Genomic DNA, 17,734 nt, shown 5'->3' with positions numbered 1-17,734 from the left:
GTTTTTCTTGTGAAAAATGGTGTTAATTTTCCTCTCTTTTGTGAGGAGTGATTTGTGTTGACCTTTTTAGACAGAAAGGAACAATAGATTAAACAAAATCTGTATTTTGATTTGTTTCCATAAGGATAAGTTATCTATGCTTTTTCAGTCCATACTTCCCTAACCCACATTTCTTTCGTTTTTTGACTTTTTCAGCAAGCCCTACTTAGCCATAGCAAAAAAACGTCGTGTGTCAAAAAAAGAAAGAAGAAAAGGAACAAAAAAACAACTAGGATATATAAAAAGAAACTTGTCTGATATAGAAAAAATGATAGAAGAGGGAGCAAAGTTAGAAAAACTAACGAAAAAAGAGCAAGAAGAGCTTGTAACGATAGGAAAAGTGTATGAGCAACAGTTAGAAATGTATGAAAAAAAGACAAATAAAGTAGAAAACAGAATTGTGAGTGTAAGCCAACCTCACGTGCGTCCAATAGTGCGTGGAAAAGCGGGAAAAGCAGTAGAGTTTGGAGCTAAAATATCGGCAAGTAATGTGAATGGCTTTGTCTTCTTAGACAAATTAAGTTGGGATAATTACAACGAATCGGGAGATTTACAAGCGCGAATAGAAGAATATAAAAGGGAAACAGGATGTTATCCGGAATCGGTTCATGTGGATAAAATCTATCGAACAAAAGCGAATCGAGCTTATTGTAAAGAAAGGGATATAAGAATGAGTGGTCCCCGATTGGGAAGACCGCCGAAAGAGGTGAGCAAAGAAAAAAAGAAAGAGGCACGCTCAGATGAAAGAGTGCGTAATGCCATTGAGGGTAAATTCGGACAGGGAAAGAGGAAATTTAGTCTTGGTCGAGTGATGGCCAAACTACCTGAGACCTCGGAAACGGTAATTGCGATGAACTTTTTGGTAATGAATCTTTCTACTCTACTTCAGAAGACAAAAAGTAAAAAGTTGTAGAGTCGTTTTTCTTGTGAAAAATGGTGTTAATTTTCCTCTCTTTTGTGAGGAGTGATTTGTGTTGACCTTTTTAGACAGAAAGGAACAATAGATTAAACAAAATCTGTATTTTGATTTGTTTCCATAAGGATAAGTTATCTATGCTTTTTCAGTCCATACTTCCCTAACCCACATTTCTTTCGTTTTTTGACTTTTTCAGCAAGCCCTACTTAAATTAATCTCCTTAGCAAAAAAAATAAATCTTATAGCAATCATTCAATCAATACCATTTTCTTCCATATACTCAGCAACGTGCTTTTCTAAATCCTGTAAAGCCGCATCTACCGTCTTATATGAGCTTTTTCCTTCATAGATTGTTCCTCCCATATCATAGGCTCTGGCAAAAGAATTAATATGTTCACTATCGCCAAGCTCAATCCAGCCGCCACTACTGCCATCAATAAAGCGAGCAAGATTAGGATAGGTTTCTTCAAAACTTTGAGATTTTGCCATAACTCAAGACTCTCCTTATGCGACTAAAAACTTAAGATTTTTATTTTACCTCAAATATACAAAACTAGAATCATTTTAGGCTAAAGTGTATCCCCAATATTCCTCCGATAAAGCCACCACATCTACTGTTACTATTTTTATGGTTTTTTGTAGGCAATTTTTATCATAGAGGGATCTCTATGAAGTATCTCTCTTCTGTTAGTCCATGAAGACATTTTCAGACCTCAAATACTGAAGTCTTGCTATGGAAAGACTTCCGAGCGATTAAGTTAAGAGGAAATACACATTTTACTTTATACTCAGAAATAACGACAGAATCCTTGTTGAGCAAGGGCTGTAAGATTTGAGATTTAAAATTATTTCCTAAAATAACAAAAGAGAGATATATGTCAATTCTCATCAACAGGTATGGAGTTCCCAATTTAGGTCATTATATTTTGAAAAACGCCAAAGTTTTGCTAATGAACTATTACTTAGGGCTTGCTGAAAAAAGCTGAAACCTTTACGGAGAAAAATAGTAGGCGAATTAAGAACCGCTAGAATGCACGAAAATAGGGTAGAATGCCTCAAAACCATTGCATTAAGAAGAGAGAAAGCAGATGTACCGAAAGCAACAGTACTCAATTGAAACACCAGAAAACTTGAAAAATCTGTTCGGCGGGCAGTTAGACGAAGAAAATCGTTGGATAGAAATGTCAAAAATGATTCTTTGGGAAGAATATGAGGAAGAATATGCAAAAAACTTCACAGAAAAAAAAGGAGCCCCAGCCAAATCATTTAGAATGGCATTAGGAGCATTAATTATCAAAGAAATTTCAGGAAAAAGTGACAGAGAAACAGTAGAACAAATAAAAGAGAACCCTTATTTACAGTACTTTATAGGAATGGAAAGCTATAGTAGCAAAGAAGCATTTAATGCGTCAATGATGGTTCATTTTCGTAAAAAAATAGGAATGGAATTAATAAATAAAATTAATAAAGAAATAGAAAAAAAAGCGACGGGTGTAGCGTCAGAAAAAAAAGAAAATGAAGGAAAGTTATTGTTAGATGCGACTTGTACACCAGCAGATATAAAATATCCAACGGATATAGGAATATTGAATGATGCCAGAGAAAAAACAGAAAAAATAATAGATAAGCTGTATGAAGAAATAAAAGAGAAAAGGAAAGAAAAGCCGAGGACTTATAGGGAAGTGGCAAGAAAAGAGTACTTAGCCATAGCAAAAAAACGTCGTGTGTCAAAAAAAGAAAGAAGAAAAGGAACAAAAAAACAACTAGGATATATAAAAAGAAACTTGTCTGATATAGAAAAAATGATAGAAGAGGGAGCAAAGTTAGAAAAACTAACGAAAAAAGAGCAAGAAGAGCTTGTAACGATAGGAAAAGTGTATGAGCAACAGTTAGAAATGTATGAAAAAAAGACAAATAAAGTAGAAAACAGAATTGTGAGTGTAAGCCAACCTCACGTGCGTCCAATAGTGCGTGGAAAAGCGGGAAAAGCAGTAGAGTTTGGAGCTAAAATATCGGCAAGTAATGTGAATGGCTTTGTCTTCTTAGACAAATTAAGTTGGGATAATTACAACGAATCGGGAGATTTACAAGCGCGAATAGAAGAATATAAAAGGGAAACAGGATGTTATCCGGAATCGGTTCATGTGGATAAAATCTATCGAACAAAAGCGAATCGAGCTTATTGTAAAGAAAGGGATATAAGAATGAGTGGTCCCCGATTGGGAAGACCGCCGAAAGAGGTGAGCAAAGAAAAAAAGAAAGAGGCACGCTCAGATGAAAGAGTGCGTAATGCCATTGAGGGTAAATTCGGACAGGGAAAGAGGAAATTTAGTCTTGGTCGAGTGATGGCCAAACTACCTGAGACCTCGGAAACGGTAATTGCGATGAACTTTTTGGTAATGAATCTTTCTACTCTACTTCAGAAGACAAAAAGTAAAAAGTTGTAGAGTCGTTTTTCTTGTGAAAAATGGTGTTAATTTTCCTCTCTTTTGTGAGGAGTGATTTGTGTTGACCTTTTTAGACAGAAAGGAACAATAGATTAAACAAAATCTGTATTTTGATTTGTTTCCATAAGGATAAGTTATCTATGCTTTTTCAGTCCATACTTCCCTAACCCACATTTCTTTCGTTTTTTGACTTTTTCAGCAAGCCCTACCTAGCAACTCTGGTAGAACCAAAAATTATAAAGCAGTAAGCTTACATGGTCAGGTATGTGCGGCATTTTTTCAAGCGCAGGAAGAATTAATCGCTTGGACAAATAATCAACCATTAGCGAGAGTAGTAACTTGCTTAGGAGATGGACATGATGGGATTTGGAATCTGATAGAAAAGATAAGGGATAAAGACGAAAGAAGGGAAGTATTGGATTGGTATCACTTGGTGGAAAATATCCATAAAGTGAAAGTTTCAAAAAAGGTAAAGAGGCAAATAGAGACGTACTTATGGCAAGGGGAGCAAGATTCAGCAATTAAAGAATTGAACGGTTCAAAACAAAAGGAAGCAATTAACTTCATCAATTATATGAAGAAACATGAAAGCAGAATGCCAGATTATGGACTCTATCAAGACTTAGGTATCTGCATTGGCTCAGGAAGTGTAGAGTCAAAAATCAAACAAATTGGCAAGAGAATACAAATAGCAGGGGCTTGTTGGAAGTCAGAAAACGTTCCTCAAATATTGAGATTACGCTGTGCTTATCTCAATGAAGCTATTGCCTGAGTACTTTTACTCATTGCAAATCTGGGATGCTCCCGACTCGCGTTTCTTTTTTTTCTTGGGAATTTCAACATTTAGCGGCTCTGACGTAGGAGGGTTATTTGAGTTTTGAGAATTCTGATTGACTTTTTCGCTAATCTTTTCGTTTGTTTCCTGCAATTCTTTGAGGTGTTTTTCTAGTTGCTCTATCTTATCGAATAATTTTACCACCAGATTTCTGACGCTGACTGGGGTTTGCTCCCAATCATTTTCGTCAATTTCGGCTGTCTCTAGTAGCTGTTTTTCTTCCATGACTTTTAGATTATCAGATTTTGTCCCCCTGAACGATTACCTTCTGACTAGAGTTAATAACAAACTGGCGACCACAGTCTTTACATAGATTTTTGGGCTTACCATTATGGGCGGAACCATTCTTAATAGTGTGATAAGAGCCACAACTTGGGCAAGGCTGTTTAAAATTAGTCTTTGAGAGACAATATTTCTCTGCCAATTGCTGTTCTACTGTCAATTGATTTAAGACAAAAAATAATAGCGCAAAAATGTTAGTCATAAAAACGTTGATTTAGGGGATAGATTTGAGAAAAATTTATATTAGTTGATATTCTACATCATCCCTGCCATATAAGCTATTTAGGGCTTGCTGAAAAAAGCTGAAACCTTTACGGAGAAAAATAGTAGGCGAATTAAGAACCGCTAGAATGCACGAAAATAGGGTAGAATGCCTCAAAACCATTGCATTAAGAAGAGAGAAAGCAGATGTACCGAAAGCAACAGTACTCAATTGAAACACCAGAAAACTTGAAAAATCTGTTCGGCGGGCAGTTAGACGAAGAAAATCGTTGGATAGAAATGTCAAAAATGATTCTTTGGGAAGAATATGAGGAAGAATATGCAAAAAACTTCACAGAAAAAAAAGGAGCCCCAGCCAAATCATTTAGAATGGCATTAGGAGCATTAATTATCAAAGAAATTTCAGGAAAAAGTGACAGAGAAACAGTAGAACAAATAAAAGAGAACCCTTATTTACAGTACTTTATAGGAATGGAAAGCTATAGTAGCAAAGAAGCATTTAATGCGTCAATGATGGTTCATTTTCGTAAAAAAATAGGAATGGAATTAATAAATAAAATTAATAAAGAAATAGAAAAAAAAGCGACGGGTGTAGCGTCAGAAAAAAAAGAAAATGAAGGAAAGTTATTGTTAGATGCGACTTGTACACCAGCAGATATAAAATATCCAACGGATATAGGAATATTGAATGATGCCAGAGAAAAAACAGAAAAAATAATAGATAAGCTGTATGAAGAAATAAAAGAGAAAAGGAAAGAAAAGCCGAGGACTTATAGGGAAGTGGCAAGAAAAGAGTACTTAGCCATAGCAAAAAAACGTCGTGTGTCAAAAAAAGAAAGAAGAAAAGGAACAAAAAAACAACTAGGATATATAAAAAGAAACTTGTCTGATATAGAAAAAATGATAGAAGAGGGAGCAAAGTTAGAAAAACTAACGAAAAAAGAGCAAGAAGAGCTTGTAACGATAGGAAAAGTGTATGAGCAACAGTTAGAAATGTATGAAAAAAAGACAAATAAAGTAGAAAACAGAATTGTGAGTGTAAGCCAACCTCACGTGCGTCCAATAGTGCGTGGAAAAGCGGGAAAAGCAGTAGAGTTTGGAGCTAAAATATCGGCAAGTAATGTGAATGGCTTTGTCTTCTTAGACAAATTAAGTTGGGATAATTACAACGAATCGGGAGATTTACAAGCGCGAATAGAAGAATATAAAAGGGAAACAGGATGTTATCCGGAATCGGTTCATGTGGATAAAATCTATCGAACAAAAGCGAATCGAGCTTATTGTAAAGAAAGGGATATAAGAATGAGTGGTCCCCGATTGGGAAGACCGCCGAAAGAGGTGAGCAAAGAAAAAAAGAAAGAGGCACGCTCAGATGAAAGAGTGCGTAATGCCATTGAGGGTAAATTCGGACAGGGAAAGAGGAAATTTAGTCTTGGTCGAGTGATGGCCAAACTACCTGAGACCTCGGAAACGGTAATTGCGATGAACTTTTTGGTAATGAATCTTTCTACTCTACTTCAGAAGACAAAAAGTAAAAAGTTGTAGAGTCGTTTTTCTTGTGAAAAATGGTGTTAATTTTCCTCTCTTTTGTGAGGAGTGATTTGTGTTGACCTTTTTAGACAGAAAGGAACAATAGATTAAACAAAATCTGTATTTTGATTTGTTTCCATAAGGATAAGTTATCTATGCTTTTTCAGTCCATACTTCCCTAACCCACATTTCTTTCGTTTTTTGACTTTTTCAGCAAGCCCTACTTAATCCTGCTTAAAAAACAATTTTAAATACATTTTAGGACAGAAACTTTTGGCGAGGATTATACTGTTCCAAATTCCGAATCGCTTGGTAGAGTTCTATTTCTTCTGGGCTAGGTTCGGGAGGAATGGCAATTTGAATCTCGACTAATTGATCACCGCGATCGCCCATTGGGCCTCTTCCTTCACCGCGTCCACTGGGATAACCCTTCTGAGCTAACCGTAACTTTTGACCTGGTTTAACTCCCTTCGGTACGGTCATTTTGACCAGACCATCAATGGTAGGGACTTCTACGGAGCTTCCTAAAATAGCCTCGCTAGGGGTGACAGGAACTTGACAAGCAATATCTGAACCCTGTAGTTCAAAAAAGGGGTGGGGTGCAATGCCAATTTTCAGATAGAGATCACCGCCATTAATCCCCTGTTCTTTGAGACGAATCCTTTGGCCATCGATCATTCCGGCTGGCATCTCTACTTCCAGGGATCGCCCATCTTCTAAACGAATTCGTTCTCGTCCCCCGCGATAGGCCTTTTCGAGGGGAATCGTTAATTTTGCCTCCACATCTCTAGGGGGAGTGCGAGGTGGCGGTGTAACCGGTTTAGTGCGTTTGGCGGTACCTGGGCTATAGTCCTGCCAATATTCTGCTGCTGGTCGAGGAGGAGCAGACGTTCTGCCATTCTCTGCACGGGGGGGATTTTGGAAGCGTGAAGTTGGTTTGCGTTTACCCCGTCCAAAAAATTGACTATCGTAGTCTGCTCGTTTAACTTCGTCTGATAGCACATCGTAGGCTTCATTAATATCCTTAAATTTTTCCTCTGCCCCCTTATTGTCGGGATTGACATCGGGGTGATATTGTCTCGCTAACTTCCGAAAGGACTTTTTTATCTCTTCACTCGTTGCATCCTTGGGAACTCCTAATACTTGATAATAATTCCGCAGTTGTTGCATAAATTTAGATAAATGGTTCTAATAATCACTAAAGTTAGGTTAATCTAGGCGATCACCGTTGATGAGATCCTTGGTGCAATTCTTGATTAAATCGTTAGGGTCAGTTTAGCAAGCCTTAAAACCAATCATCATCGTCATCATCCCAATTATTTTCTGGGGGCAAATTACGAGGGCGATTGCGATTGGGAGAACGATCATTCTTGCGATCGCTGCCTCGTTCATTGGTACGATCATTTAGGCGAGAACTATTTGAACTATTTAATGGGGAAGGACGACGGGGGACAGGGGAACGATAATCATAATTCTCTGCATAGTTAATATCGCTACCTCGGTTGTCATTGCGAACAGAACGACTGGGAGGTTCTTCCCAATCCCCATAGCCAGAATCACGATAATCCTTGGGCTGGGAGTCAGGACGACGGGTACTGCGATAGGATGCACCGCGATCACGAAGTGGCGCTGCGCGATCACGAAGTGGCGCTGCGCGATCACGAAGTGGCGCTGCGCGATCGCGACTGGTATTTACACCACTGCGAGGAGCATAGTCATCCCGATAATCTGATCGCCGAGTGCCATAGGGTTCATCATCTTCAAAATCCCCTGTAAAGGTTTTACGAATTGCACTAAAGAAGCCCTCATCTTCGTCTTGATATTGCAAACGAACTTCCCGATTTAACTCATAGAGAACATCCTGTAGATCCGCTTGGGCCCGATCCAAACGACGTTCATCCTCTTTTTCTAAACTCTCTAAAATTTCTGCCGATAACGAATCCACCTGACGACGGTAGGAAACCGTAAAAGCACTACCAAAATCCAGGGTGACTTCCTTCAGACGACGTTGGGCCTGATCCGTAAGAGCTTTAGCACTATTGCGTTTTTCAATGCGTTCCCGTCGTTCTCGATCTTCCGAGGCAAAACTTTCCGCCTCTTGGATCATACGGTTAACCTCTAGGTCACTGAGGGTAGAGGAACCCTGTACCGTAATACTTTGTTCCCGTCCTGTGGTTTTATCCCTGGCGGTGACTTGCAGAATCCCGTTGGCATCAATATCAAAGGCGACCTGTACCTGGGGAATCCCCCTGGGAGCCGGAGGAATACCGGATAATTTAAACCGTCCGAGGGATTTGTTATCACTGGCCATTTCCCGTTCCCCTTGGAGAACATGGATTTCCACAACGGTTTGGTTATTTTCGCTCGTCGAAAAAATGTCGGATTTACGGACAGGAATGGTTGTATTACGAGGTAAGAGTTTTTTCATGACTCCCCCGATGGTTTCCAGTCCCAAGGATAAGGGCGTGACATCTAATAACAAAATATCCTTAACTTGACCCCCCAAAATTCCGGCCTGAATGGCAGCCCCCACCGCTACCACTTCATCGGGATTAACATTTTCATTGGGTTCTCGATCAATAAAGCTACGGACTAGGGCTTTAATCATGGGCATTCGGGTTCCGCCCCCTACTAAGACCACTTCATCGATTTGGACTGGACTTAAACCGGCATCATTTAAGACTCGTTTAACGGGCCGCCGCAACCGACTCACCAGATCCCCTGATAGTTCTTCAAACTGCGATCGCGTTAGTCGTGTTTCTAGATGTTTGGGGCTATCTTCTGTGATGGTAATAAAGGGCAAATTAATGTCCGTGACACTAACCCCAGACAGTTCAATTTTGGCTTTTTCGGCAGCTTCGGTTAAGCGTTGCAGAGCTTGACGATCCTGACGCAGATCGATTTTTTCCTGCTCTAAAAACTGTTCAGCTAACCAATCCACTATACGTCTATCAAAATCTGCTCCACCGAGTTGAGTATCTCCACTGGTCGCCTTAACTTCAAAAATTCCATCCCCCACTTCCAACACGGAAACATCAAAGGTTCCCCCACCCAGATCAAAGACCAGAATTTTCTTGCTCAAGCGTTGATCCAAACCGTAGGCCAAAGAAGCAGCCGTTGGCTCATTGATAATCCGTAGCACCTCTAACCCCGCAATCCGTCCAGCATCCCTGGTGGCTTGTCGTTGGGAATCATTAAAATAGGCTGGTACAGTAATCACTGCCCCTGTCACCTTTTCGCCTAGATAACGGCTGGCTTCATCGGCTAATTTGCGTAAAATTAGAGCAGAAATTTCTTCCGGTGCATAGTCTTTTTTCTGGCGTGGACAACGAATTTTAATATTATCCGCTTCATCTCGTCGAATGGTGTAGGGAACCCGTTTAGATTCGGTTGTTAGTTCCCCATAACGTCGCCCCATGAAACGCTTGATGGCATAAAAGGTATTTTGGGGATTTAACACCCCTTGACGGCGAGCCATTTGCCCCACTACTAATTCCCCCTCTTTATTAAAACCAACCACAGAAGGTGTGGTTCTCATCCCTTCAGCATTGGCAATGACAACAGGTTTGCCGCCTTCCATCACTGCGACAACGGAATTAGTTGTACCGAGGTCAATACCGACTACTTTAGCCATGCTTGTTTGTTTCTCCAGCAACTCCAGGGAGGTTCCTTGTGCAAGTCCCTTGTTTGATTATTATAGGGGTTGTGTCTGTTGTATCGAAGGGATGGGGTAAACATTTCTTAATACCAAATCACTACTCAGAACTGGCGTTAAAAGAGTATCTTTGGGATTGGGCAAAATGCAAATCCCTATTTCTTGCCTACGGCTGGTGCAGCGAGAGAACTGCTTTCTGTTGACCCATCCGTCGGTTTAGTTATTTCTGGAGTCGGTTTAACCTCAGCAGGAGTAGTATCAGGAGTTGTATTGACAGAGGAACGGGGACTTAGCCGAACAGTCGGACGATTATTGTTATTAAAGAGACGCGATCGCTTCGTTTCTGGCTGCGATCGATTTTCGGAAGGGGTTGCGGTGGACTCTGGTTTGGGTGTAACAGAGGGTTTTAATTCAACGGGAGGGATGGTTGGGGCGACAGCAGCAGGTTTAGGAGGCATAATCGCAGGAGAAGGGGTCATCTCTGGCTGCGTTGGTGTGGCCGTTTCAGGTGAAGCGGGGGGCAGCGAGGGAGATGACGAATTGCTGTTAGTCGGATTGGGATTCGAGTCAGGCGTTCTTGACCCAGGGTTGCGATTTTCAGAGGGGGGGCTGAGAACAGGGGTTTGGGATGGCCCTTGGACAGGGGAAGAATTAGGAACGGTTCCACCAGAACGCGGTAGGGTTGGTAACTCAGGCCCTCGTCGGTAAGCTGAATTGAGAGGATTTACGGTTGAATTATTCGGCAAAGATGGGTTTGGGGCGATCGCCGGATTATTATTACTGGGATTGTTCAGCAAAGGAGGAGCCGCCGTTGCCATACTGCCACAGACCTTGGGATCATAATTAAAATTGACCCTTACCCTGGTTGGTCTAGTAAATCGTTGAGACTGAAAAGCTTGTTGGGCCAATTCGTTAAAAATAGGATAACGGGAAAGACTGACCGGCGTGATGCTTCCGTTGGGATCGACGTTATAAACAACCGTTGCCTCCGTGCGATTACGACAGGCAATGCGAGGATAACTGCCATATAGGGTAATCGCTTCAATGTCAGAACTCTTTTGACGCCCTAAAGAGGCTCGCCATTTGAGATCATTTTGTAACGCTTGCATAGAAGGAGTATCTTCTCCCTGAGCTTGTAATTCAGGCTCATTAGGGGAAGCCGTACTGACCGGATTGCCGTTACCTTGGGAAGCTCTGGTAATAAAATCGGTTCCTCTCAAGGGTTGCTGTTCCCCGAATTGAGGACGAGGTAAATTCGGCAGATTACTATTCCCACTAGGTAGATTGTTCATCCCAGGCAGAGATGGCCGTTCTGAGCTTCGACGATAGGAAGGCATGGGAAAAGAAGGTAAAGGGGGTAGCGAGATAGGGGGAGTCCCCCTTGCGACTCGACTGAGACTACCGTAGCCATAATTACTGAGGGGCGGTAAATTGCTGGGATAGCCAGGCAAATTTGGTAAGGAAGGTGGTAACGGAATTTGACTGGGGAGGGAATTATAGTTGTAATCTGTGCTAGGGAGGGGAGGAGAAGTCGTCGGTAAATTAAGCGATGGATTGTTACTGGAAAGATCAGGAATATTACTGGGAAGCTCGCTACTCGTATTCGGTAGAAAAGCACTGCTATTGCTAAAAGGGGAAGTCTCAGGCAGACGACTCTGTTCCGCATCTGTTAATTGAATGACATTAACCCGCCCTTTCCCAGAGGCTTGATTTGGCTGTGACCACTGCAAGCTGGGTAGAGCTAATCCTAGAATAAAAGCGTGTAAACCAACAGAGGTCAGGATCGCAACATTAACAGGTGTGAATACCTGGGTAAGTGAGGGGGCAGAGTCAATTTTAAGGGGAAAATCCATAGACATGGTTAGCAATACCGCTTCATTCTGAATTTAAGCTAACAAATAGATAATAAAGTTGTAAAAATTTACAGTGAAGTTGCTCCTGACTTGACTAAGATAACACAAGCAGTCTGGTCTGATTCAGTTTGGGTTGTCGGCCTTTCGCTTCTACGCATTTATGAAAATTGGCATCGTCGGTTTAGGCTTAATTGGAGGTTCCTTGGCGTTTGATTTACGAACCCAGGGTCATTATCTCCTGGGCGTATCTCGTCAAATTCAAACCTGTCAAACTGCCATCCAACGAGGCATTGTTGATCAAGCGGGACAGAATTTAGAGCAATTAGCAGAGGCTGAGATTATTTTCCTTTGTACACCGATCGCCGCCATTGTTCCGACGCTACAAAAATTAATGCCAATTCTCTCACCCCCAACCTTGGTTACAGACGTAGGTTCCGTCAAAGGTTTTATTGTCGAAGCCTGCACCGCTCTCTGGCCCAACTTTATCGGTGGGCACCCCATGGCCGGAACCGCAGAACAGGGCATTGAAGCAGTCCAGTCGGGGTTATTTGTGAATGCTCCCTATGTGTTAACACCCATGACTAAGACCACCGATCAGGGACTTTCCTTACTGATTGACCTGATTAAAAACCTGGGGGCCAAATTATACCAATGTTCTCCTGAAGAGCATGATCAGGCCGTTGCTTGGATTTCCCATTTACCCGTCATGGTCAGTGCTAGTCTCATTGGAGCCTGTGGTGGTGAAAAGAATTCTCAGATACGTCAATTAGCTCAAAAATTAGCTAGTTCTGGTTTTCGGGATACGAGTCGAGTGGGGGGGGGCAATCCTGAATTAGGCATGATGATGGCTCAGTTTAACCAAGTGAGTTTGTTGCGATCGCTGTCGGGTTATCGCCAACAATTAGATCAAGTGATAAATTTTATTGAACAGGAACAATGGCCAGAATTATCCCAGTTTTTGACTCAGACCCAAGGCGATCGCCCTAGCTATGTATCGGAAAGAACAGACTAGGAAACATCTCTTTTAAAATGTCAATAATTTAGTATAGACTTGCTATTGTTTGCAGATGGCCTGTGGAACTCCCTTGAAACATGAAAAATTCCGTTACTGACTACCAATCCTTTTTAAATGGGGTTTATCCCTTTAATCAACTTTCACCAACAATTCTGACGACCTTAGCCGATAAGCTCCAGCCCTGGCGTTATCGCATGGGCCAAGTCATTCTGATGCGGGGTAAATTTTCGCCCTACGTCTCTATTTTACTCAGTGGTCAGGTTCGTTCCTTGGGCTATGATCCCAGAACGGGAATGCCGGCAACTTTGGAGCGACTACAGCCAGGAGAAGTGATTGGTTGGGTCAATGTCATGCGGGGCTTGGCCTGTGAAACAGCGATCGCCTCTACCGAATCTGTCTGTGTCAGCCTTACCCATGAGGATTTTTTGGCCCTTTGTAACGAATCTCCCGTGTTGCAGGAAGCCTTTCAATACCACTGTGGCTCCGTAGAACTGTTTGATTTATTAGGAGAACAACTCCAACAACAGGCCCAGGGAGAAGCTAATCTACGAGAATTAACCCTCAAAACCCTAGAACAGTCTCAAGTTTACTATCTACCCCTTGGTAAAACTTCTCTCGTTAATCATGTTTCTCTCTGGAACAGCGATCGCCTCTGGTTAGTGAGTAGTGGAGAAATTACTGGTTTTCCCACTGGTCAGACGTTACCCAGGGAGCCGCAAACCAGTCTAGAGGTAAAAGGAGAACAAGCCGCCCGTTTAGTCGGTATTCCGATCTTAGAAGAACTTCACCTTAAACGTCCCTCTGCTCCCGAAGTCATTCCAGCCGCTTCTGTCACAGTCCTCCCCCCAGAAGATGCTTCCTACGAGGACGTTCCCTATGCCGATGAGAGTCTTCTAGGGCAACCCATTCGACCCCGTTCTAAGCATCAAAGTCGCAAGTCCTATCCTGTAGTACAAGGCAATACCCCCCTGGATTCGGCCGTTGCCTGTTTTCAGATGATTAGCCAATATTTTGGGATGCCCTTCCGTAAAGAGGTGATCCAGCGCGTGGTGACAGAGGAATTGCGACGCAACGAGTCTCTTTCCCTACCGATTTGTGGAGCGATTACCGAGTTAATGGGTTTAACCAGTCAATTGGTTCGCATTCCCAATTTTTCCTTTACCCAGCTTAATGTACCAGTAATCATTCGTTGGCAAGGGTATCTCACGGTTGTTTATGAAATTAGTGATAAGCAAATTGTTTTAGTTGTACCGGAAAAGGGATTAATCCGCCGCAAACCCAAGGATTTTTTAGATACCTGGGAACAAGAAGGCGAAGTTTTACTGCTCCAGCTATCCAAGGAAACGCCCCAGGAACGCTTTGGACTTCGTTGGTTTATACCGGAGTTAACCAAACATCGGCGTGTTTTAATTGAAGTTTTTATTGCTTCGTTCTTTGTCCAACTCTTTGGTTTAGCCAATCCCCTGATGATCCAGGTGATCATTGATAAGGTAATTGTCCAAAATAGCCAGGACACTCTGCAAGTGTTAGGGGTCTTTTTACTGGTAATTGCCCTCTTTGAAGCCATTCTGAGTACTTTACGAACCTATCTCTTTGTCGATACCACCAATCGCATTGACATGAGCTTAGGAGCAGAAATTATTGATCATTTGCTGCGTTTACCCCTGCGCTACTTTGAAAAACGGCCAGTGGGAGAGATTTCAACCAGGGTAAATGAGTTAGAAAATATTCGCCAATTCATGACCGGAACGGCCTTAACAGTGGTACTAGATTCCCTGTTTTCCGTCGTTTATATCATTGTCATGATTATCTATAGCCCCATTTTAACTTTGGTGGCCTTAGGAATTGTTCCCCTATTTATCATTTTGACTCTCGTTTTTTCGCCTCTGATTCGGCGACAATTACGGGCTAAGGCAGAACGGAATGCGGAAACTCAATCCTATTTAGTGGAGGTGATGTCGGGAATTCAAACGGTTAAGGCTCAAAATATTGAACTGCGATCGCGGTGGCAATGGCAAGATCGTTATGCCCGTTACATGGGAGCCGGCTTTAAAACCGTTGTGACTTCAACCTTGGCCGGTTCTACCAGTCATTTTCTCAATCAATTATCGGGTTTACTGGTGTTGTGGGTGGGAGCCTATTTAGTGCTTCAGGGAGACTTGACCCTGGGACAATTAATTGCCTTTCGGATTATTGCGGGTTATGTGACTTCGCCGGTTTTACGGTTAACTCAACTCTGGCAAAATTTCCAGGAAACCGCTCTCTCCTTGGAACGTTTAGCCGATATTGTGGATACACCTCAAGAATCAGAAAAAGATCGTTTTAATATTCCCATGCCGGAAGTGTCGGGAGCGGTCAAATTTGAAAATGTTTCTTTTCGTTTTAAACCTAGCGGCCCCCTGAATCTCAATAATATTAATCTTGCTTTTCCGGCCGGAACCTTTGTGGCCGTAGTGGGCCAGAGTGGGGCGGGAAAAAGTACCCTGACCAAGTTACTATCTCGACTCTATGAACCAGAAGGGGGACGTATTTTGTTAGATAGTTACGACATTAGTAAAGTAGAACTTTATTCCCTGCGTCGTCAAATCGGAGTTGTGCCGCAAGAAACCCTGCTCTTTGATGGCACGGTTCAGGAAAACATTGCTCTCACGAATCCCGATGCTAGTACCGAAGATATTGTGGGGGCGGCCCGAACCGCAGCGGCCCATGAGTTCATTATGTCTCTGCCCAATGGTTACAACACCAGGGTCGGAGAACGGGGTTCGGCTCTTTCTGGGGGTCAACGACAACGGATTGCGATCGCTCGTTCAGTGTTACAACGTCCTCGCATTCTCGTGTTGGACGAGGCCACCAGTGCTCTAGACTATACAACCGAACAACAGGTTTGTTTAAATCTGGGAGAAGCCTTTCGAGATCACACCGTCTTTTTTATTACCCATCGTCTCAGTTCTGTCCGAAGTGCGGATGTCATCGTTATGATGGATGGAGGGACTGTGGTGGAGCAGGGAACTCATGAGGAGTTAATGGCCCTAAAAGGACGCTACTACTATCTCTACCAACAGCAAGGAGAAACAACTTTTGAATAGTTTTGGGCATTATTTCTCCCCCTTCAGATGGGAGACTGCAGGGTAGTACGACCCTGAATTTAAAAACAATTATCCTCTGTTCATCTTTCATAAATTTCTATGACTAATCGTCTTTCCCCCCCTAATGGCCGAGCTAATGGTAAAGTTCAACCTCCCGTTGAGGATGATGGTACTTTAGCGGACGTGCAAGAAAGAGAGGTTCCCCCTAAAGCTTCTAATAATATCAAAGCGACTCCCGATCATTGGACAACGGAACAATCCATGATTCTGCGTCAGTCCTCGGTTTGGTCACGGGGGGTAGTTTGGGGCATTGTGGGCGTTACGGTCATTTCCCTGATCTGGGCCAATGTGGCCACAATGGAGGAAGTGATTCCAGCAACGGGACAACTCAAACCGTTGGATACGGTCAAAGAAGTGCAGGCTCCTGTTAATGGGGTCGTGAAAACGGTCTTAGTCAAAGATAATGAGCGAGTCCGCCAAGGTCAGCCGTTAGTGATCATGGACTCTACTACCACCGTTTCGGATTTAGAATCAGCCCGCAAGATTAAACAGGCAACGCTCCAAGAAAATGCTTTTTACTATTCGGTATTACAAGAAGGGATCAGTTCTAACCAATTAGATCTGGCCATTTCCCAACTCAGGTTGCCATGGGAAATAGCGGCTCTCGCCAAAAATCGCACGGCCTTGGTAGAAGAAAATCGCCTCTATCAAACGCTTTTGGATGGTCAATCGGCGGCGATTGGCCAATTAACGCCCGAACAGGAAGCACGCTTACGCATGACCCGTTTTGAGTTGCGATCGCGGGTGATTGCGGCCCAGATGGAAATTGAACAATTGCAAAAACAATTACAACAGGCACAAGTACAACTTGACTCAGGCCAACGACAGTTAATTGATGATAAAAAGATCTTTGCCGATCTCAATTCTCGTAATCAAAAGGCGATCGCCGAAGCTGAAAAAAGTTTAAACATTGAAAAAGGAATTTTAGGCAGTGTCACACCCCTCTTAGAAGAAGGAGCGTTGGCTAAATTACAGGTCGATAAACAACAACAATCGGTCAATGATCGCAACCAAAGAATGATTGAAGAGAAAATCAATGGTTCAGTGGAGTATGATAAGCAACGGCAGCAAATTCAAACTCGTGAAGCCGAAATTGAACGTCTGAAGGAGGAGAAAAAACGGATCAATGCCCTCATTAATCAAGCTAAGGCGCGGTTAGTAAACACAGGAGCAGTTACGGAAAAAGAAGTCTATGATCGCATTGCTGATAATACGAAAAGAATTGCTGATATTGATAGTCAACTGACAAAAATTATTGTTGAGAACAAGAAGAAAATTAATGAACTCAATAGTCAGATTAGTCGTTCCCAAGTGACGTTGCAATATCAAGCTATTAAATCCCCCGTTAATGGTACGGTTTTTGATCTCAAGGCAACGCCAGGCTATGTAACCCCTCCTAACCAAACCATTCCCCTTTTGAAAATTGTTCCGGATGATTATTTAGTGGCGGAAGTGGATGTCACCAATAAGGATATTGGTTTTGTACGCTCTGGTATGAAGGCAGAAGTTCGCATTGATTCTTTTCCCTATAGCGAGTTTGGAGAGATTAAGGGAAAAGTGGATACGATTGGCTCTGACGCGCTTCCTCCTGATGAAAATCACCGTTATTATCGTTTTCCGGTCAAAATCAAGATGGATCATCAATATCTAAAAACCGAAGATCGTAAAATTCTCCTTCAGTCAGGGATGTCAATCACCGCGAATATCAAAGTCCGAGAAAAACGTACCGTTATGAGTCTATTTACGGAATTATTTACTAAGAAAATCGAAAGTTTGGAAACGGTTCGTTAGGGC

Annotated in this window: 8 protein-coding genes and 5 pseudogenes; 7 read left to right on the top strand and 6 right to left on the bottom strand. The window is 42.4% G+C overall.

Going from position 1 to position 17,734, the window contains the following annotated elements:
- Nucleotides 1–196 precede the first annotated feature (196 nt).
- A pseudogene (locus tag KA717_32875) lies at nt 197–952 on the top strand (transposase).
- Between the two features lie 255 nt (nt 953–1,207).
- On the opposite strand, the gene KA717_32870 reads toward KA717_32875, so the two are convergent.
- Nucleotides 1,208–1,444, bottom strand: coding sequence for a hypothetical protein (locus KA717_32870; GenBank protein UXE60328.1), 237 nt, complete (start codon nt 1,442–1,444; stop codon nt 1,208–1,210).
- Nucleotides 1,445–2,043: 599 nt separating this feature from the next.
- On the opposite strand from KA717_32870, the pseudogene KA717_32865 reads away from it, so the two are divergent.
- Nucleotides 2,044–3,381: pseudogene (locus tag KA717_32865) on the top strand (IS5 family transposase).
- 250 nt (nt 3,382–3,631) lie between these two features.
- Nucleotides 3,632–4,174: pseudogene (locus KA717_32860) on the top strand (ISKra4 family transposase).
- Between the two features lie 6 nt (nt 4,175–4,180).
- On the opposite strand, the gene KA717_32855 reads toward KA717_32860, so the two are convergent.
- Together KA717_32855 and KA717_32850 are read right to left on the bottom strand one after the other, a co-directional pair.
- Nucleotides 4,181–4,462, bottom strand: a complete 282-nt coding sequence (locus KA717_32855) for a hypothetical protein (protein ID UXE60327.1) — start codon at nt 4,460–4,462, stop codon at nt 4,181–4,183.
- A 58-nt stretch (nt 4,463–4,520) separates the two neighbouring features.
- A pseudogene (locus KA717_32850) lies at nt 4,521–4,625 on the bottom strand (IS1 family transposase).
- A gap of 302 nt (nt 4,626–4,927) precedes the next feature.
- Between KA717_32850 and KA717_32845 the strand changes: the two are divergent.
- A pseudogene (locus tag KA717_32845) lies at nt 4,928–6,265 on the top strand (IS5 family transposase).
- Between the two features lie 264 nt (nt 6,266–6,529).
- Here KA717_32845 and KA717_32840 read toward each other — a convergent pair.
- From KA717_32840 to KA717_32830, 3 genes are all read right to left on the bottom strand, one after another.
- Nucleotides 6,530–7,441, bottom strand: a complete 912-nt coding sequence (locus tag KA717_32840) for a J domain-containing protein (protein ID UXE60326.1) — start codon at nt 7,439–7,441, stop codon at nt 6,530–6,532.
- Between the two features lie 115 nt (nt 7,442–7,556).
- Nucleotides 7,557–9,905, bottom strand: coding sequence for a molecular chaperone DnaK (dnaK, locus tag KA717_32835; GenBank protein UXE60325.1), 2,349 nt, complete (start codon nt 9,903–9,905; stop codon nt 7,557–7,559).
- Between the two features lie 176 nt (nt 9,906–10,081).
- Nucleotides 10,082–11,785: a hypothetical protein gene (locus KA717_32830; GenBank protein ID UXE60324.1), complete on the bottom strand. Its 1,704-nt coding sequence runs from the start codon at nt 11,783–11,785 to the stop codon at nt 10,082–10,084.
- Nucleotides 11,786–11,939: 154 nt separating this feature from the next.
- On the opposite strand from KA717_32830, the gene KA717_32825 reads away from it, so the two are divergent.
- From KA717_32825 to KA717_32815, 3 genes are all read left to right on the top strand, one after another.
- Nucleotides 11,940–12,791: a prephenate/arogenate dehydrogenase gene (locus KA717_32825; GenBank protein UXE64847.1), complete on the top strand. Its 852-nt coding sequence runs from the start codon at nt 11,940–11,942 to the stop codon at nt 12,789–12,791.
- 80 nt (nt 12,792–12,871) lie between these two features.
- Entirely contained in the window at nt 12,872–15,880 is a 3,009-nt protein-coding gene (locus KA717_32820) for a peptidase domain-containing ABC transporter (protein ID UXE60323.1), read from the top strand.
- 99 nt (nt 15,881–15,979) lie between these two features.
- Complete coding sequence (locus tag KA717_32815; GenBank protein UXE60322.1) at nt 15,980–17,731, top strand: HlyD family efflux transporter periplasmic adaptor subunit; 1,752 nt, start codon at nt 15,980–15,982, stop codon at nt 17,729–17,731.
- The last annotated feature ends 3 nt before the right edge of the window (nt 17,732–17,734 follow it).

Origin of the sequence: Woronichinia naegeliana WA131 (genome assembly GCA_025370055.1) — a bacterium.
Taxonomy (GTDB): Bacteria; Cyanobacteriota; Cyanobacteriia; order Cyanobacteriales; family Microcystaceae; genus Woronichinia; species Woronichinia naegeliana.
This window is presented reverse-complemented; position numbering and strand designations above follow the sequence as displayed.